Here is an 18,270-nt window from a genome sequence, read left to right as displayed (position 1 = left end):
GCGGACATACCTGAAAAGGTGTGTCCGCTTACTTTTCAGCAAACCGGTCCGCGCGGCGTGTAAGCGAACTTCCGGCAGCAGCATGCGTTGCGCATAGCGCTTAAAATGGATTTCGCATTATCCATTCGCCCGGACTCTGTTATTATTCAACGATCCGATGTAAAACAACCCGATGAAACACCCTCCTTTACATAATATTTTTCTCCTCGCTGCCGTGTTTTCCGTTGCCGGAAAGACCGCTGCCGCACAGGAGCGCCCCGCCGCCAGGGATTCCGTGCACCCGCTGGCGGAAGTCATTGTGACAGCCAATAAATTCGAAGAAAAAAGCCGGTTCGTGGCGCAGAAAGTGGAAGTGATGCATGCCCCGGAAATCAGGGCCTCATTGTCCAACAACACGGGCGGGCTCCTCGAACAAAGCGGGAAAGTTTTCGTGCAGAGAAGCCAACTGGGTGGCGGAAGTCCCGTGCTCAGGGGCTTTGAAGCCAGCCGCATCCTGCTCGTGGTAGACGGTGTGCGGATGAACAACGCCATTTACCGGACCGGCCACCTGCAGAACGTGATCACCATCGACGACGATATCACCGAAAAAGTCGAAATCATTTACGGCCCCGCCTCCACCATTTACGGATCCGACGCCCTGGGCGGCGTCATCCATTTCCGGACGAAAGACCCGCAGTTCCATCGCTTCGCCACCAACATCTCCGCCCGCTACAGCAGCGCGTTCGAAGAATATACCGGGCATGTGGACGTGAACGCCGGCGGCCGGAAGTTCGCCTCACTGACTTCGTTCTCCTATTCCGACGTGGGAGACCTCCGCATGGGGGCGCGCCGCAACCGGCACGACGGCGATTGGGGCAAGCGCAAACAATTCATTGGAAGCGTCAACGGTGCGGACTCGGTGCTATCCAATCCAGACGAGCGCATCCAGCGGAACAGCGGCTACCGGCAATACGACCTGTTACAGAAATTCAGGTGGCAGCCGAAGGAAGGACAGGAACATCTCTTCAATATCCAGTACTCCACCAGCAGCGACATCCCGCGGTACGACCGGCTGACGGACCTCCGCAACGGCAAATTGCGCTGGGCAGAATGGTACTACGGGCCGCAGGACAGGCTCATGGCCGCCTGGCAATTCAAATCCTCCCGGCTGAACGGCTTTTTCGACCAGCTGATGGCCGGGGCGAGCTATCAATCTGTGGAAGAAAGCCGCATGCAGCGCGCCTACCGTAATCCTCAGCGCGACCATCGCATCGAAAACATCCATGTAGCCGCGTTCCACCTCGATCTGCGCAAAAGCAAAGGCAGGCATGAGCTGAACGTGGGCGGCGACGGACAGTTGAACTTTCTCAAATCCACCGCCTTCCGGCAAAACATTCAACAGGGAGAAAAGCGGACGGGGCTCGATACGCGCTATCCCGACGGGCAGAACCGCATGCATTATTTCGGTGCATACGCACAGCACCTGTACAAGATCGTTCCCGGGAAACTGATCCTCAACGACGGCCTGCGCGCCAATTACACGACATTGCACTGCACTTTCGCAGACACGTCCATCCTCCACCTGCCCTTTACCGAAGCTAACCAGCGGCATGTGACCTGGAGCGCCAATCTAGGCCTGATCTACCTTCCAGACACACAAACTAAATTGTCGATCGATGCTTCCACCGGCTATCGCGCACCGAATATCGACGACATCGCAAAGGTTTTCGAATCTGCCGGCGGCGCGCAGCTGGTGGTCCCCAACCCTGACCTGCGGCCGGAGCAAACCGTCAATTTCGACCTCGGAGCGGCACGGCAATTCGGGAAACGGCTGTACGTGGAATTGAACGGGTTTTACAGCCTGCTGCGCAACGCCATCGTGCTGGACGCGTTTCTTTTCAACGGCAAGCCCGGCGTGGTGTACAACGGACAGCTCACGCCCGTGGTGGCGGCGCAGAACAAGGCCAAAGCCACGATCGCGGGCTTCCAGGCGGCGGCGCAATGGCAACTGCTCCAGCGCCTGCGCGCATATGGCAACGTCACGTATACGCATGGCAGATATACCGATGCAAAAGGCGCCCGTATGCCTATGGACCACATCCCGCCCGTGTTCGGCAAAGCCGGCGTTCAATTCGGCTGGCAGCAGCTGGAAACGGAAGGTTACGTGCTTTTCAACGGCTGGAAGAAAACGAAGGATTATAATCCCAACGGCGAAGACAACCTCGTCTACGCCACGCCCGAAGGCACGCCTTCCTGGACGACGCTCAACCTTTCCGCGCGCTATCCGGTGTTGCCATGGCTGAAAGTGCAGGCAGGACTGGAAAATCTCCTCGACGAACATTACCGCGTATTCGCATCGGGCATCAGCAGCCCGGGGAGGAATGTGGTACTGAAGCTGCAAGCCTCATTTTGATGGAAAGTTAATGTCATGGCGGCTTCCGGCCCGGGAGCCGCCATTATTCGAACACCAGTTCCACTGTGCAGGCGCCGGGTACGAAGAATTCCCGGCTTCCGTCGTCCAGTTGTTTGCCTTCTTTTCGATCACCATCCACTTTCACCGTTACCGCGGGCAGCGGTCCGTTTTCGGCAGGCAGTATCCGCATGCGGCAAAACATGGCCGGGTGGCCGGTTATGTTGAAGGAAAGGGAACCACCGGCACCGGCCGCTATTTCCCCGGTCGGGTAATCTACATACACCGTGCAACCCTGGTCTTTCAACACCTTGTAATGCCTGGGAACGATGCAAAAGGCCAGTCCGGCGCCGTACACCTCCTGCCCTACCGTTCCGGATTGGTTCCAGCCGTCCTGCAGGTCTTCGACCGGTATCCAGGTGTCTGGCTCAATTTCGCCGGTTTTAGGCTTTTCTGCCAGCATTTCGCGGGAGACCATGGGTGGGTAATAGAAAGAAGCGCGGTGCAACATATAGCGGATGAATTCGGACAACAGCAGCGTGATATGGGCGGGAATCCCGGCTTCCGGCGCCAGTTTGATGATATCGTGGAACGAAGCCAGCACCTCCTGTTCCTCGTACACCGCGGCATAGGGTGCATCGTTCAGCGGGAACAGCACGAAGAACGTGGCGAGGTTTTCCCCGAAGCCGTAATTGCAATCCCAGAGGCCCGTATTTCTGATGAGGCCGGCAATTGCGGTGATGGCCACTTTCCGGAAGATCTCCTCCCGTTTCACGAGGTACAGCCGCAGCAACGCCTTCGCTGCGAACGCAGTGACGTTGGCCTGGTAGAACATGTGGAAGCCCTTTTTCTCAAGCGCCCTTCCTGCCGCCGCCGCTTCTTCGAGAAAGCGTTCCTCCTTCGTCATATCGTACATCAGCAACATCAGGTGCGCGTAAATCCCGGCTACGTCGTGCTCTCCGCCCTTTCCCGGCGCGGTTTCCGCCTTGATGACCTCCAGCGTGTCCAGGTGATAAAACACCGGCCATTCGTACTTGAAATGATGCGCCACGCGAATGGCATATTCCACGGAATCCAGCAACAGATCACGGAAATCGCCATTGCTTTCCATGACCATCCGCGCCAGGTTCACAAGCGGATGATGGAGGTACCAGGAATCCATCACGCGCGGGCGCTTGTGCTCCTCCGATCGGTCGAGCTTGTCCATGGCGGAAGGCAGCCACCTGCCCATCGACCTGATCTTCTCATCGTAAAACGAAGGAATGCCGGCCTGTAAAGCACTGATGATCTTCAGGGATTCGCCGCTCCATTGCTGGTAATCCAGCAGCGGCAGCAGCACCGCCAGTTGCACCATGATCTCGGGCGCGGTATCGTAATCGCAGAGATAGGCATTGAGATAGGAATGTCCGCCGGCGCGGTACCAACAGCCGCAATTGACTTCCAGGTCGCGGAGGGTACGTTGCAGAACGGTTGGCCAGGGCTTGTAACTCGTAGGCGGCAGTGGCAGGTGCAGGTAAAGCTTGCCCGTCAGCTCCAGAAATAACGCGGCAAGTTCGTTTTCGTCTTCCGGCAATTGGGGGTGCATGGCGAGATACGCGTCGCCGATAATCATCTCCCGGCCGGCCGGCAATGCCTTTTCCGGCGAAGGCGGCAGGCCTGTCCCCAGTTCCGGCCATTTCCCACCCACGATATCGCCCAGGCTGGTATGGGTGGTCCTGGCGTAATCGTTCAGCGCCGTCAGGTTCTGGAAATAGAGGAATGCACAGGGATCGGTGGAACGGATGCCGCCAAACAGCCAGCCAGACCGCGTGCCTTCCTGCGCCACGAAAATCTCCCCATCAAAGGCTTCTTCCTTTCCGGCAGATCGCAGCACCATGAGGTCGCGCGGCCAGAACGGAATGCGGAGATCGCATGCCGGCGTGAGCTTCGTGATGCAGCGGACGAGCGGGAACGAGGGATCGGGGATCGACAACTCGATCTGGAAACGCCCGACCGAAGTATCCGCCTGAAACACGAAACGATTGCCGCCGGGCGCAGTGTTCAGCATCCGGAAACCGTTGCCGGGAAAATATCCCGTGCGCAAAGCCAATACCGGCTGCCGCCGGAAAGAAATGGTCAACCACAGCGAGTCGTCGGAATGATGCACATCGTAATCGAAATCGCCTGTCTGCCGCTTCCATAATCCGCCGCCGGCGGGGCGGCTATCGAAATGATACCAGGGAGAAAAACCGTTCATATGGATGATTGTGCTTATTGTCGGACTGCGGTATTACCACAGTAACATGATATGAAACGCCATTCCGGAAGGAAGGCTACGGGTTAAATCAATTGCTGTTTCGGCCGGATCTTCATTTCCACTACATCACAGCGTTCCGGCCGCGTCAGTACGAAGTGTACGGCATCGGCGATATCTTCGGCCATCAGCATTTTCTCTTCTTCGATCTGTTGCCTTTTTTCGTCGGACGGCTGTTCCTGCATATCCGTATCCACGGCGCCGGGCTCGATCAGTGAAACACGGATGCCTTTGGGATTAAGTTCCTTGCGCGCCGCTTCCGCAAAACCCTGGATGCCGGACTTAGTGGCTACGTACACGGAGCTTTTCGCTTCGCGGGTATCCGCGCTCATGGAACCGATATAGACGATATGGCCTTTCGTGCCGGCGGCGGCCATGCGTTTGGCGGCTTCGTGCGTACAGGCCAGGTATCCGAGCACGTTCACGTTGAGGATGTATTGCCATTCTTCGTAGTTGCCGGACAGAATGCCCTGGTAACCGAGAGCGGCATTGTTGACCAGCACGTCTATCCCGCCTTGCGCGTCCACTTCGGAGAATATTTTCCGGATACCGTCTTCCGTGGCCACATCCGCCGTAAACCCGATTGGATCGCCGTCGGTAGCCGATTCCAGCAAAGATTCCAGCGCTTCGTTCATGGCGCTCTCATCTCTCCCGAAAATCATCACCATGGCCCCTTCCTGCGCCAGTTTCCGGGCTATTTCCCGGCCGATGCCGGTGGTGCCGCCGGTGATGAGCACTTTCTTTCCTGCCAGCGATTTTTGCTTGCCGGCCAATGCCGGTTGCGTAGTTTGATGCTCCGCCATAACTGTGTTTTTTGGATTCATGAATCCTGTTTTTTGAAATGTGTCTTTTTCGGTTTTCGTCCATTGGCCGGTTCGGGCGGCTGTTCGCCCGATTCGATGAATACCCGGAAATTGTCCAGCTCTTCCTGCAACATTTTCCGGAACATGGATGTGAACATCCTGGCTACAGATTCCCCGGCGGGCCCCAGCGGCGCGCGGTACGTGATGACGGCATCGATGTCGGTACCGCCGTTTTCGCCGTCGCGGAACGTTATTTTGCCTGCGTTGTCGAGCACACTGTCGGGCATGGAATTCCATCCCAGCAGGGAGCCCTCCTCTTCCTTGACGATTTCAGCGTCCCAGGAAACGATGGACGGGAATCCCGGGAATTGCGCCACCCAGTGCGATACCTTTTCATCGCGCTGCTCCACCGAGCGGAGGTGCTTCATGAACAGCGGCAGGTTTTCCAGTTTACGCCAGAAGGCATATACTTCATTGCGGGGCTTGTTTACGGTGATAGCGCTGCGGATATTGATGTTGCGCGCCGGGTCGGGAAGCCTTTTTTTGCCAGCGGCCGTGTACAACGGGCAATTGCCCGATATGGCGCGATACAGCAGGAATGCGCCCGCTGCACCGCTTACCGTGCGCGCTTTTTTCCCGCAGGCAGCTTGCCAGAAAAGCGCGGCGCCGGCCAGGGCAGACAGGATGCGTTCCATCTTTCCTACGTTTACGGGCGGTTTAGGCCCGGCAGATGCGTTTTCGTTCATACGTTCCGTTTTTAGTTTGAAAGAATGTCCTGGGATTGCGTTCCCATCTTTTTCCATACATCATATCCGAAAATGGACGGGAACGCTACCCTATAACATGCAAACCCCGTGCATAGCGAAACAACAGGAAAATGCCGCGGTGCTTCGTGTAAGGATTCCGCAAAGTGAGGACTTCCGTGGAAACAGCCGTACCGCCTTCCACGCGGGCTTTGCAGGTATGGAGTTTGTGATTTTTCCATTGATCACCAATTCAGTTCATCATGGGAAAAGACAGAGAAGGGAAATTCATCCCGCCGAAAGGAAAGCCCACGGGAAACGGCCGTGAATCGGAACTGGGGCTTCGCCCGAATATGGAAGGCACTTCGATCCGGCAAGACCGCAACATCACGAAACGTTATACGGAGAAAGACGAGAAACTGGCGCCCAACGTGCGGGTCATGCACCCCAACCGCAATCTGCACAAGGGCGAGGAGGAATTAACGGCCCCGGAGCCGCGCCCTGCGGCTGGTGCACCGTCGCACACCGCTGGGAAGCCCCAGCCCGAAGGGATCCAGGAAATCACACGCCTCGACCGCGATCTGTTCGCCAGGCTTGCCGCGCACCGCGCGCCCATGTCCATCTCGCTACTGCTGCCGACCCATCGCCGCGGCATGGAGGTGAACGAGCAGCAAGACAGTATTGCCCTGAAGCATCTCGTCCGCCAGGCGGAACTGGCGCTCCTCAGCAACGGCGCCCCGCGAAACGAACTGGGGCCGCTGATGGAATGCGCCCGTATCCTGGTGCACGACCAGGTTTTCTGGCGCAACCAGCGCGAAGGGCTCGCCATCTTCCTCGCCCCCGGCAATTGCCATTTCATCCGCCTGCCCTTTCCCGTTAAGCAGGAATTTTACATCAATCATACGTTTTACCTCAGTCCGCTCCTCCCGCTCCTCACGGCCGGCGAACGCTTCTACCTGCTGGCGCTCAGCAAGCACCGCGCAACGCTCTATGAAGCCGATGCCTGGAGCATGCAGGAAGTGGAAGTGCCGGGCATGCCGCGCGGCGTGGAAGACGTGGTCCATTTCGAAGAGAAAGACGACCAGAAACTATTCCGTACGAGCAGTTCCGGTGCAGGCGGCGGCGCCAATTACCATGGCATCGGCGCCGGTAAGCCCGACGACAAGGCGAACATTTCCATGTACCTCGACGAAGTCGACGAAACCCTGTGGAAGGAGCTCCTCCACACCAGCAACCTTCCCCTCCTGCTCGCGGGCGTGGAGTACCTGCTGCCCATCTTCCGCCAACGCACGAAATACCGTTACCTGGCCGACGCGCAGCTTACCGGCAACATGGAGCACATGGGCGTCAATTCGCTTTTTCAAAACGCCCGGACTGCCATGGAGCCTTTGTTCTGCGAAAAGCGCGACAAAGCCATCGCACGGTTCAACAATAATACCGGCGGCAACCTTGCCAGTAAGGACCCTGCGGAAATCATCCCCGCTTGTTTTTATGCACGAGCAGAGCTGTTGCTGGTCACCGAAGGCGCTAAGCTTTGGGGCAAATTCGTGAAGGAGACCAATCAGCTGGAGCTGCACGGCCAGGAGCAGGAAGGCGACGAATGCCTCGTGAACGCGGCCGTCATGCAGGCGCTGCTCAACGGCGCGGAAGTGCACTACGTGCCCGCGAACAAAATGCCCTGCAAAACGGAGATGGTGGCCGTTTTTCGGTACTGACAAAAAAATCCCGGTCGCACATGACCGGGATTTTCCTTTTAGCTTTTATCCAGTAGCCGGAGGGCGTCGTCGTCCTTATATTGAACGATCTGCCGGCGCAGCTCCGCTTTCAGGTCTGCCGTGATTTTTTCAAAACCTTTCCGGCCGATGAGGTTATGTACCTGTCCCGGGTCTTTAGCCAGGTCGTACAGCTCCCAGTTATCCGCCGGGCCGTAGAACCGGATGAGCGTGTATCGCTCCGTACGCAGCCCGAAATGCGGTGAAACGCGGTGTGGTTCCGGGTATTCGTAATAATGGTAATAAGCGGCCTTTCGCCATTTCGATTTATCGCCATGGTTGGCCACGAGCGGCATGAAAGATGTACCCTGCATATCTTCGGGTGTGGGAACGCCCGCCCAGTCGAGGATCGTGGGTGCCCAGTCGATATTGCACATCAATTCCTTCACCTGCGTACCGGGCTTGATCTTCCCTGGATAGCGCACCACGAAAGGCGTCCGCAGCGATTCTTCGTACATGAAACGCTTGTCGAACCAGCCGTGCTCGCCAAGGTAGAAGCCCTGGTCAGACGCGTACACGACCACCGTATTTTCTGCGAGGCCGGAGCGGTCGAGGTAGTCGAGGAGCCGGCCGATATTGCGGTCGAGCGAATTGGCCGTTGCCAGGTAATCTTTCAGGTAGCGTTGATATTTCCATTGGGTGAGGGCGCTGCCGGTGGGCTTCAATGCGTCGAATTCCTTCGTGACCTTTCCTTCGTAATAACCTTTGAAAGCCGACAGTTGTTCTGGCGTGAAGCGGTTGTAGACCCAGCCATTATAGTTGGCGTGCACTTTCAGGTCGAAGTCGAGCCGCATGGTGGTAGCGATGGTCATATCCTGGTTCCGGGCGGCTTCGCGGCCTTCGTACGTATCGTTGAAATTGGCGGGCGTGGGGAAGTTGATGTGATCGTAGGCGCCGAGGTCTTGCAGGTCGGGCAGCCATTCGCGGTGCGTCGCTTTATGGCCTACTACCAGCATGAAGGGTTTCGTAGTATCGCGGTGCCGGATCCAGTCGAGGGAGTAGTCTGTCACCAGGTTGGTCACATACCCTTCGGACCGGGCGGTATCTTTTCCTTTTTCGATAAAGTCGGGATTGTAATAGTGTCCCTGTCCGGGCAGGATGCGCCAGTAATCGAAGCCTTCGGGCAAACTGCCGAGGTGCCATTTCCCGATCCACGCGGTTTGATAATGGTTTTGCTGCAGTACCCGTGGAAAGAGGACCTGCGTTACATCGAACCGCTGCTCGTTCCTCGGATAGCCGTTGCGGTGGCTGTATTTGCCGGTCAGCAACGTAGCGCGGCTCGGCCCGCAGATGGAATTGGTGACGAGGGCGTTCCGGAAAATCGCGCCTTCCCTTGCGATGCGGTCGATATTCGGCGTTTTGGCGAGCCTGCCGCCATATGCGCTCACGGCCTGGAACGCGTGATCGTCTGAGAAAATGAAAATGATATTGGGCCTTTTCGAAGATTGTGCGTTGGCGCCCAGCCCCAGCAGGGTCAGGGAGGCCAGCAGCATACTGCGGAATTGCATGTCACTGTTTTTGATGGTCTGATCAAAGATAATCATCCGCGCCAGCTTTCCGGCATAAAAATCAAACGTTATATTTGATGTAAATCCCACTGCCATGCGCTTGTTCATCCTTTCCCTGTTCCTGTTCGCGCAAGCTTCCTCAGCCCAGCAGAAAAACTGGGCGGTCATCAACGATCCTGACGGGTCCACGAACGTCCGCCTGCAACCATCCGCCACTTCCCCAGCTCCCTACCAGGTCAGTCAATACCAGGTTTTTTCCTGTACGAAACAGCCCGGCGACTGGTGGCGATTCGAAATACCGGCAAGCACCGCTATCCCGTTGCCCGGCGGTAAAGGGTACATCCACAAAAGCCGGGTGCGCCTTTTCCGCGAGATGCCCGATTCCGCCCTTCAAACTACCATCTGCCGCATCCTGGCCAATTACCGCGCATCCGTGGTGGCGCATTCCCGGTCTTTTGACAAATATCTCGCCAACGGGAAGCGATTTTCTGCGGATGAGGAAGCCGAACATAAAAAGCTCGTGAGCAGAAGCGAGAACCTGCATGAATACGGTTACGTTCCGCTCCTGTTCTACATGCCGGATTATCTCCAGCGTACCCGCGACAGCGTTGTGCTGCTGGAATGGTGCAGGGTATTGGCGGAAGATACCGGTAGCGCCAGCGAAACCCCGGGATATGCGATGGCGGAGATTTTCAGCCAGGCGCCAGAATGGGTGGCGCGCATCATCAGGCCGCTTCCCAAACGGGAACGTTCCGTGGTGACCGGTCAGATCTTATTCGGGTTGATGGAACTAAAACTTCCGGAAGCGAAGCGGAAAGCGTTCGAAAAAAGGCTCCGGGAACTGGAAAATCAATGAAATATAACACTGATTCAACCCGATTGGCTGCTGAAGCACCTTCGCGCCTATCCCAAAGCCCAACGCATGCAGTTTTACGACGATATTTCCCAAGGGCTTACGTTCGCAGACGAATTACCGCCTGCCCAGCTTTTGCAACTGGAGCAGAAATTAACGCAGGAAAGGAAGCGGCCGTAGCATTACTGCATAAATACATCGTCGCGGGTGAGGTCGTAGAACAGGTTCTGTAATTGGTGCAAATGCACGAGGGGACGGCCGTACGGCACAAATGCCTTTCCATTTGCCGCCAGGGGCTGGAATTTGTCGCCGTCGTCGCGGATGTAGATACTGTCTGACCGGTTATACTTGTAGGTGTATACATCCGGATCTTCGCCGTAATCGGGGTCGCCAGCGAGAAAACCGAACTGGAAGAGATGCTGTACTTCCAGTTTCAGGGGGTTCGTTTTTTCGAGACGGAGCCGGCTGCGCGGGAGGCCTGAATTGTATACATAGCCTTCATGGATGCCTTCCACACGGAACACGGTTTCGACCATATGGTAGTCATAATACCATAGCAGGTTGCCGATCCGGATGTCCGTTGCTTCGATCATGCCCGGAAATTAGGGATTTTTGCGGGGATGTGGAAATGCCGGGGTCAGGACTCGTCGCGCGTGTTGCGCACCAGCCCGATGCCCGCAGCGAAAAATACCACACCGATCACACCGACCACCAGCATTTCGCGCCAGTTGGTATTTTGACGGATAAAACCGTAGCCCGTGTAGAGGATGCCTACGATGCCCAGCACCGTGAGCAGCGTCCCGAAAGTCCGTTTGAGGTTCATAAGCCCGAGTTTACCTGTCACCAATCAATATTTGTGCCTTTTCGCTTCCGGAATCTGTGGATTTTCGTTATCTTCCCCTGAAACAATTTATCCCGACGCCATGACAAGTATGCTCACCATCATGGACTGGTTTGGTCCGCTTCCCGTTTTTGAAAAGATCTTTTGGTCTGTGGCCATCCTGTTTTCGCTGCTGTTCCTTATCCAGAACGTACTGAGCCTGCTCGGCGGGGACCATGACGGAGCAACGGGCGATGTGAGCGATATGCTGGATGCGGACGACGGGATCGGGTTCCAGTTTTTCACCATCCGCAACATGTTCGGCTTTTTCACCATCTTCGGATGGGTGGGCCTGGCCTGCATCCACAATGGGCTGTCGCCCGCGGTAACGATCATTACCGCATCCGTGGCGGGCCTGGGCATGATGCTCATCATGGCCGCCATGTTCTATTACACCGGCAAACTCGCTTACGACGGTACGCTCAGGATGCACAACGCCCTGCATGCCACCGCTTCGGTATACCTTACCATCCCTCCCGCCCGTACCGGCACTGGAAAAGTAACCCTCCAGGTCCAGGGCGCCTGGCGGGAGCTCGACGCCATGACGGACGAAGCCGAGCCCATCGGCACCGGCGCTTTCGTGACCGTCCGCTCCGTGCTCGACAACCAGGTATTAATCGTCACCAAACAAACCCGATAGTAACATGGATTACATGCTGATTGCCGTTCTCGTAGCGGTCGTTTTTGTGTTCACCCTCCTCTATGCCCTTTTCAAACGCTACAAACGATGTCCTTCAGACCAGATACTCGTCGTATACGGTAAAGTAGGCAAAGGCCCGGACGGTTCCCACAGCGCCAAGTGCATCCACGGCGGCGCCGCCTTCATCTGGCCCGTGATCCAGGATTATGCGTTCATGGAACTGACGCCCATTTCCATCGAAGTAAACCTCACCAACGCCCTCAGCCGCCAGAACATCCGGGTAGACGTACCGTCCCGCTTCACCGTGGCCATTTCCACCGAGCCCGGCACCATGACCAACGCCGCCGAAAGGCTCCTCGGCCTGCAGCGCAGCGCCATCCACGACCTCGCCAAAGACATCATCTTCGGCCAGCTCCGCCTCGTGGTAGCTACCATGGACATCGAAGAGATCAACAACAACCGCGATAAATTCCTCGCCAACGTGGCCAGCAACGTGGAAGCCGAAATCAAGAAAATCGGGATGAAGCTGATCAACGTGAACGTGACCGACATCAAAGACGAATCCGGCTACATCGAAGCACTCGGCAAGGAAGCCGCCGCCAAGGCCATCAACGAAGCCAAGAAAAGCGTGGCAGAACAGGAAAAACTGGGTGAAACCGGTAAAGCCGAAGCCGACCGCGAAAAAGATATCACCATCCAGCAAACGCTGAAAAACCGCGACGTCAGCATCGCCGAAACCCAGCGCGACCGCGACTCCCAAATCGCCACCGCCAATAAGGACAAGGCCATTCTCATCGCCGCCGCCAACCGCGACGAATCCATCGGTAAAGCCGAAGCGGAAAGGGACACGCGTATCCGCGCCTCCGAAGCCAACGCACGCGCCGTAGAAGGTGAAAACACCGCCCGCGTGATGATCGCCCAGTCGGAAGCCGAACGCCGCGAAAAAGAAGCCGAAGCCGCCAAACGCGCCGTTGCCGCGGAAAAAATCCAGTCCGCAAAAGCCCTCGAAGAAGCGTACGTGGCCGAAAGAAAAGCGGAAGACGCCCGCGCCGACCGCGAGCGCGCTTCGCAAAACGCCAACATCGTCGTAACCGCGGAAATCCAGAAACAGAAAGCCATCATCGAAGCTCAGGCCGAAGCAGAGAAAATCCGTGAAAAAGCCAAAGGCGAAGCAGACGCGATCTACGCCAAAATGGAAGCCGAAGCGAAAGGTATGTATGAAATCCTCACCAAACAGGCAGAAGGTCTCGACCGCATCGTACAGGCCGCCGGCAACAACTCCAAAGACGCCGTGCTGTTGCTGATCGCCGACAAATTGCCGGAACTGGTGAAATTGCAGACCGAAGCCATCAAAAATATCAAGATCGATAAAATCACCGTTTGGGAAGGCGCCAACGCGCAAAACGGGCAATCGTCGACCGCCGGGTTCATCAGCGGCCTCTATAAAGCCGTTCCGCCGTTGCAGGACATGTTCAACATGGCCGGTATGGACCTCCCCACCTATCTTGGGAAACACAAGAACGGAGATACCGAACTACCCGCCACCACCGAATAAAATTCCCAGAAGCCATCCCACCGGATGGCTTCTTTTTTTCACGATAAATTCACCGTCATGCCATTCTACCGCCATTCTCTCCTGATCTTCGCCGCAGCGTTCCTCTGCGCCTGCGACAGTAACCACGAACCGCCGCCACCGCCGCCGAGCGAGTACCGGTTCACCGAAGTTTTTACATTGCCCGCCATGCCCGTTGAAGACCAGGGCCGCTCGGGCACCTGCTGGTGCTTCTCCACCACCTCGTTCCTCGAATCGGAAATCCTCCGCCTGTCCGGCGACAGCGTCGACCTTTCAGAAATGTACTTCGTCCAAAACGCCTACCTGCTCAAGGGCGGGAACTTTATCCTCCGCCAGGGTACTTCCCGTTTCACGGAAGGCGGCAGCAATCACGATCCGCTTTTCAGTATGCCGGTATGGGGCATGATGCCTGAAAGTGCTTACCAGGGGCATAATGTGGGCGATTCGATATTCGACCATTCAAAAATGTACCCGGAAATGCTGGACAGCATGCAGATCTGGGCCGATCCCGGCAAAAAGCGCACCGCAGCCTGGAAACAAGGCCTGCCGGCCATTCTCGAAAAATATATGGGAAAAGCTCCCGGCACGTTCCACTACAAAGGCGTGGAATATTCCCCGCAAAGCTTCTGTGCGGCCATGCCTATCCGGCCGCAGGATTACATCAACATCACCTCGTTCAGCCACCACCCGTTTTATCAGCCCTTCATCCTCGAAATCCCCGCCAATCATCTCAACGGGCCATTCTATAACCTCCCGCTGGACGTCTACATGGCCGTTATCCATCATGCGCTGGACAGTGGCTTCACCCTCGCGCTCGACACAGACGCCATGGAACCGGGATTCTCCCCGCAATACGGCGTAGCCTTGGTGGCGGCCGATCCGGGAAATGCGGAAACCGTGGCCTGGAAAGTGCAGCCCGAAATGGCGGACATCAGCCAGCAATACCGGCAGGAAGAATTCGAAAACCTCCGTACGGTAGACGATCATAACATGCACATCGTGGGCAAAGTCAAAGACCAGCATGGGAAAGTGTATTTCAAGGTCAAGAACTCCTGGGGCGAAAAGTGCTGCAATAACGGGTTCATGTACATGAGCCAGCCATACGTAAGGCTCAAATCCATCTACGTCATGCTGCACAAAGACGGCCTGCCGGCAGACATCCGTGCAAAACTGGGATTGTAATTGGGATGAACGGCGTTGTGAATAATTGTCATTTTTACTATTTTAACGGGACCGTCCGGAAATTCCGGGCTATTATTTTCCACGTCAAGTTAGCTAGCATGAAACAACCCGTTATGCGCCAGGCACCTGTCTGCGCCCTTGTCTTTTCCGCACTGCTGGCCGGTTGCGGACAACCGGTCACCGATCTGCGGATCAAAAAAATGGATTCCGCCCAAACGGCAAAAATCGCCACCGCCATCGAAGCCGAGGTAAAACCGGTACTGGCGGAAGGTTTGACGATGCAGCTCTGGGGGATCGATTCGCTGGTGGTGTCTCCCATCGCCATCGATATCGACGACAACGGCAGTATTTACTACACGACCACCAACCGGCAGAAGCATTCCGAGTTCGACATCCGCGGGCACCGGGAATGGGAAATCCCTTCCATCAGCCTGGCCACCGTCGAAGACCGCCGGAAATTCCTGCACGAAGAGCTATCCCCCGAAAACAGCCACCGCAACAAATGGCTCGCCGATCTGAACGGCGATAGCTCGCACGACTGGCGCGACCTGGCCATCGAAACCGAACTCGTTTACCGGCTCGACGATTCGGATGGCGACGGGCGGGCCGACCGTTCGCAGCTCGTGGTCAACGATTTCCACGACGAAGTGACCGACGTGGCCGGCGGCGTGCTGGTAGACGGTAAAGACCTCTACGTGGCCGTTGCGCCCGACCTCTGGAAACTGCGCGACAAAAACGGCGACGGGATCGCGGACGAAAAAACGTCATTATCACACGGATACGCCGTGCACATCGGGTTCAGCGGCCACGGCATGTCTGGCGTGGAAATGGGGCCAGATGGACGGATATACTGGCAGATCGGCGATATCGGTTTCAACGGAACGGATAAAACCGGGAAGAAATGGGAATTCCCGAACTGCGGCGTCATCGCCCGCTCGAACCCCGACGGCAGCGACTTCGAAATTTTCGCGCACGGATTGCGGAATACGCATGAATTCGTGTTCGACGAATACGGCAACCTTATCAGCGAAGACAACGACGGCGACCATCCCGGCGAAAAAGAGCGCCTGGTGTATGTCGTGAACGGCGCAGACGCCGGCTGGCGCAGCAACTGGCAATACGGCAAGTACCGCGATCCGCAGAATAATGCCTATAAAGTCTGGATGGAGGAAAAAATGTACCTCCCCCGCTGGGACGGGCAGGCCGCATACATTGTTCCGCCGGTGGCCAATTTCGTGAGCGGCCCCACCGGCATGGTGTACAACCCGGGAACGGCGCTGGGCCCGGAATATAACAATACCTTCTTCATCGCGGAGTTCGTGGGCAATCCTTCCGGCTCCGGCATCCACAGTTTCAGGCTGAAGCCTTCGGGCGCAGGGTTCGAACTGGGCGACCAGAAAAAGGTGCTCGGCGGCATACTGGCCACTGGCCTCGATTTCGGGCCAGACGGCGCGCTGTATGTGGCTGATTGGATCGATGGATGGGATACCCACAACTACGGCCGCATCTGGAAACTCGATCGTGCAGGCGCTGCCGAAGCTGCCGCCAGGAAAGAAGTGAAAGCCTTGCTGGCCGCCAGCTTCGCGGATAAGAAAACCGAAGAATTGGGCAAGTATTTACAACATGCGGATTATCGCGTGCGGTTGAAAGCGCAATTCGAACTGGTTGGCCGTGGCCAGGCAGGGAAAAAAGTCCTGGAAGCCGCGTTGCAGCAAACTTCCCATCAATTGGCCCGTGTGCACGCCATCCAGGGCCTCAGCCAGCTGGGCCGCAAAAACCAGGACGACGCGGCGGCGCTCGCAAACGCCCTCCGCGACCATGATCCCGAGATCCGGGCGCTCGGCGCCAAATGGTTGGGCGATATCAAACGGAAAACCTCAGCACCTTCCATCGTTCCGTTGTTGAAAGATACGTCCAGCCGCGTGCGGTTCTTTGCCGCCGAGGCACTGGGGCGCATGCAGTATGCGCCCGCCATCCCCGATATTATTGCCATGCTGGAAGCGAACAACGAGCAAGACGTCTACCTCCGCCACGCCGGTGCCCTGGCCCTTGCGCGTATCGGTAATCCCGCGCCGGTGGCGGCTCTCGCCACAAACCCATCGCGCGCGTTGCGCATCGCCGCGGTAGTGGCGCTCCGCAGGATGAAGAGCCCCGAAACCGCCCGGTTCCTGCAGGATGCGGATGAGTTCGTTGTAACGGAAGCTGCCCGTGCCATCAACGACGACAACAGCATTCCTGCCGCCATGCCGGCGTTGGGCGCGCTGCTCGGCAGCACATCGTTCAGCAACGAGCCCCTCATCCGCCGGGCCATCAACGCCTGCCTGCAATCCGGCAGCGACTCGCTCCTGCAGACGCTCATCGCCTACGCAACGAATGCATCTAAACCAGCGGCCATGCGCGCGGAAGCCGTTGCGGCACTGGGCGTTTGGCCCAACCCGTCTGTCCTCGACCGGGTCGACGGCTGGCCCAAAGGCCCGAAAAAGCGCGACGACAAAAAAGTCATCGCAGCTGCTTCACGATCACTTATTCAACTGTTGGCCGATAAGGAAACGGGCGTAAAAACCAGTGCGGCGTTGGCGCTGGAGAAACTGAAGGTCGCCGCGGGTGCTCCTGCACTGCTGGCCGCCGTAAAAAACGACGGTTCGCCGGAAGTCCGCATCGCCGCGTTACAGGCGTTGGTGACCTTGCAGGCGCCTGAGCTGGAAACCGCGCTCCGTGCAGCGTTGACGGACAAGGAAAAGAACGTGCGCGTGGCCGGCCTCGATCTGCTCGACCGGATGAAAATCCCCCAGGCTACCATGTCTACACTGCTGGCAGACGTGATCGCCACCAAAACGCTGGAAGAAAAACAAGCGGCCATCCTCGCCCTCGGCAAATTACAGCCCGAACATTCCTCCGCACCGCTCCGCAAGCTCCTCGACCAGATGGCCGCAGGCTCCCTTCCTCCGGCGGTAGTATTGGAACTCGGAGAAGCCATCGACAGCAGCGGTGCCAAAGACCTGGCGGAACGCTACAAATCCATCAGCGCCAAACGCGCGCCGGATGAGCTGATGGCGCTCTATGCGGGCAGTCTTGAAGGCGGCGATCCCCATCGCGGGCAACGCATTTTCTTCCGGAACGAGAATGCGCAATGCATGAAATGCCATTCGTACGACGATCGCGGCGGGAATGCCGGTCCGCGGTTGAACGGCGTTGGCGCCAGGCTCAGCCGCCAGCAGATACTGGAAGCCCTCATCAACCCCAGCGCGCGCCTGGCACCGGGTTTCGGGATGGTGGTGCTGGAATTGAAGGATGGTAAGAAGATTGCGGGCGTATTGCAGGGAGAAAGCAAAGCCGGGCTGAAAGTGAAGGTGGGCGCGGAGCCGGAACAGCTCATCGCAGCGGCGGACATCATCAAAAAAACCTATTCCCCTTCCAGCATGCCGGATATGAAAACCGTGCTGTCGAAAAAGGAAATCCGTGACCTGGTGAGTTTCCTGTCCAGCGCGAAAACCGATGAATGATATGCCTGACGTAAACGGCAGGCGCTTTCCGTCCAGCGAAAGTAACCGGCTGAACGATACTACTGCATCCTACCGGGAGCCCCGCAGCCGCGGGGCTTCCTTCGTCAACCGAAACCCGGCCCTAAAGAACG

Annotated in this window: 13 protein-coding genes; 7 read left to right on the top strand and 6 right to left on the bottom strand. The window is 57.2% G+C overall.

Annotated features, from left to right (window positions below; all coding sequences use genetic code 11):
• Nucleotides 1–172: 172 nt before the first annotated feature.
• Nucleotides 173–2,392, top strand: a complete 2,220-nt coding sequence (locus ACQKLP_RS12550; RefSeq protein WP_427323092.1) for a TonB-dependent receptor plug domain-containing protein — start codon at nt 173–175, stop codon at nt 2,390–2,392.
• Between the two features lie 43 nt (nt 2,393–2,435).
• Here the strand turns inward: ACQKLP_RS12550 and ACQKLP_RS12545 are convergent, their stop codons facing one another.
• The 3 genes from ACQKLP_RS12545 to ACQKLP_RS12535 all read right to left on the bottom strand — a co-directional run bounded on the left by ACQKLP_RS12545 (nt 2,436) and on the right by ACQKLP_RS12535 (nt 6,231).
• Entirely contained in the window at nt 2,436–4,625 is a 2,190-nt protein-coding gene (locus tag ACQKLP_RS12545) for a hypothetical protein (RefSeq protein ID WP_427323091.1), read from the bottom strand.
• Between the two features lie 83 nt (nt 4,626–4,708).
• Complete coding sequence (locus ACQKLP_RS12540) at nt 4,709–5,485, bottom strand: SDR family oxidoreductase (protein WP_427323090.1); 777 nt, start codon at nt 5,483–5,485, stop codon at nt 4,709–4,711.
• A 17-nt stretch (nt 5,486–5,502) separates the two neighbouring features.
• On the bottom strand, nt 5,503–6,231 hold the full coding sequence (locus ACQKLP_RS12535; RefSeq protein ID WP_427323089.1) for a YgaP-like transmembrane domain: 729 nt from the start codon (nt 6,229–6,231) through the stop codon (nt 5,503–5,505).
• 260 nt (nt 6,232–6,491) lie between these two features.
• Between ACQKLP_RS12535 and ACQKLP_RS12530 the strand changes: the two genes are divergently transcribed.
• Nucleotides 6,492–7,943 (top strand): hypothetical protein, encoded by a 1,452-nt coding sequence (locus ACQKLP_RS12530; protein WP_427323088.1) that lies wholly within the window; start codon nt 6,492–6,494, stop codon nt 7,941–7,943.
• Between the two features lie 38 nt (nt 7,944–7,981).
• Here the strand turns inward: ACQKLP_RS12530 and ACQKLP_RS12525 are convergent, their stop codons facing one another.
• On the bottom strand, nt 7,982–9,508 hold the full coding sequence (locus tag ACQKLP_RS12525; protein ID WP_427323087.1) for a sulfatase family protein: 1,527 nt from the start codon (nt 9,506–9,508) through the stop codon (nt 7,982–7,984).
• A 94-nt stretch (nt 9,509–9,602) separates the two neighbouring features.
• On the opposite strand from ACQKLP_RS12525, the gene ACQKLP_RS12520 reads away from it, so the two are divergent.
• Nucleotides 9,603–10,364 (top strand): hypothetical protein, encoded by a 762-nt coding sequence (locus tag ACQKLP_RS12520; RefSeq protein WP_427323086.1) that lies wholly within the window; start codon nt 9,603–9,605, stop codon nt 10,362–10,364.
• Nucleotides 10,365–10,543: 179 nt separating this feature from the next.
• On the opposite strand, the gene ACQKLP_RS12515 is transcribed toward ACQKLP_RS12520, so the two are convergent.
• Nucleotides 10,544–10,954 (bottom strand): hypothetical protein, encoded by a 411-nt coding sequence (locus ACQKLP_RS12515; protein ID WP_427323085.1) that lies wholly within the window; start codon nt 10,952–10,954, stop codon nt 10,544–10,546.
• A gap of 44 nt (nt 10,955–10,998) precedes the next feature.
• A complete protein-coding gene (locus ACQKLP_RS12510) occupies nt 10,999–11,184 on the bottom strand; it encodes a hypothetical protein (protein WP_427323084.1) in 186 nt (61 codons plus the stop codon).
• A gap of 100 nt (nt 11,185–11,284) precedes the next feature.
• Here ACQKLP_RS12510 and ACQKLP_RS12505 point away from each other — a divergent pair, with 100 nt between their 5' ends.
• The 4 genes from ACQKLP_RS12505 to ACQKLP_RS12490 all read left to right on the top strand — a co-directional run bounded on the left by ACQKLP_RS12505 (nt 11,285) and on the right by ACQKLP_RS12490 (nt 18,139).
• Entirely contained in the window at nt 11,285–11,881 is a 597-nt protein-coding gene (locus tag ACQKLP_RS12505) for a hypothetical protein (RefSeq protein ID WP_427323083.1), read from the top strand.
• A 4-nt stretch (nt 11,882–11,885) separates the two neighbouring features.
• Entirely contained in the window at nt 11,886–13,436 is a 1,551-nt protein-coding gene (locus tag ACQKLP_RS12500; protein WP_427323082.1) for a flotillin family protein, read from the top strand.
• 57 nt (nt 13,437–13,493) lie between these two features.
• Nucleotides 13,494–14,636 carry a C1 family peptidase gene (locus tag ACQKLP_RS12495; RefSeq protein WP_427323081.1) on the top strand — a complete coding sequence of 381 codons (1,143 nt, stop codon included), beginning with the start codon at nt 13,494–13,496 and terminating at the stop codon, nt 14,634–14,636.
• 98 nt (nt 14,637–14,734) lie between these two features.
• The gene (locus ACQKLP_RS12490; RefSeq protein ID WP_427323080.1) at nt 14,735–18,139 is read left to right on the top strand and encodes a PVC-type heme-binding CxxCH protein; all 3,405 of its coding nucleotides are present in this window, start codon (nt 14,735–14,737) and stop codon (nt 18,137–18,139) included.
• Nucleotides 18,140–18,270 lie beyond the last annotated feature (131 nt).

The organism is Chitinophaga sp. NPDC101104 (assembly GCF_050277495.1).
Classification (GTDB): domain Bacteria; phylum Bacteroidota; class Bacteroidia; order Chitinophagales; family Chitinophagaceae; genus Chitinophaga.
The sequence above is the reverse complement of the archived record's forward strand: the minus strand, read 5'-3'. Positions and strand labels throughout refer to the sequence as shown.

Coding starts and splice junctions, on each gene's coding strand:
- ACQKLP_RS12550 (WP_427323092.1), top strand. CDS start 173: ATGAAACACCCTCCTTTACATAATATTTTTCTCCTCGCTGCCGTGTTT.
- ACQKLP_RS12545 (WP_427323091.1), bottom strand. CDS start 4,625: ATGAACGGTTTTTCTCCCTGGTATCATTTCGATAGCCGCCCCGCCGGC.
- ACQKLP_RS12540 (WP_427323090.1), bottom strand. CDS start 5,485: ATGGCGGAGCATCAAACTACGCAACCGGCATTGGCCGGCAAGCAAAAA.
- ACQKLP_RS12535 (WP_427323089.1), bottom strand. CDS start 6,231: ATGAACGAAAACGCATCTGCCGGGCCTAAACCGCCCGTAAACGTAGGA.
- ACQKLP_RS12530 (WP_427323088.1), top strand. CDS start 6,492: ATGGGAAAAGACAGAGAAGGGAAATTCATCCCGCCGAAAGGAAAGCCC.
- ACQKLP_RS12525 (WP_427323087.1), bottom strand. CDS start 9,508: ATGCAATTCCGCAGTATGCTGCTGGCCTCCCTGACCCTGCTGGGGCTG.
- ACQKLP_RS12520 (WP_427323086.1), top strand. CDS start 9,603: ATGCGCTTGTTCATCCTTTCCCTGTTCCTGTTCGCGCAAGCTTCCTCA.
- ACQKLP_RS12515 (WP_427323085.1), bottom strand. CDS start 10,954: ATGATCGAAGCAACGGACATCCGGATCGGCAACCTGCTATGGTATTAT.
- ACQKLP_RS12510 (WP_427323084.1), bottom strand. CDS start 11,184: ATGAACCTCAAACGGACTTTCGGGACGCTGCTCACGGTGCTGGGCATC.
- ACQKLP_RS12505 (WP_427323083.1), top strand. CDS start 11,285: ATGACAAGTATGCTCACCATCATGGACTGGTTTGGTCCGCTTCCCGTT.
- ACQKLP_RS12500 (WP_427323082.1), top strand. CDS start 11,886: ATGGATTACATGCTGATTGCCGTTCTCGTAGCGGTCGTTTTTGTGTTC.
- ACQKLP_RS12495 (WP_427323081.1), top strand. CDS start 13,494: ATGCCATTCTACCGCCATTCTCTCCTGATCTTCGCCGCAGCGTTCCTC.
- ACQKLP_RS12490 (WP_427323080.1), top strand. CDS start 14,735: ATGAAACAACCCGTTATGCGCCAGGCACCTGTCTGCGCCCTTGTCTTT.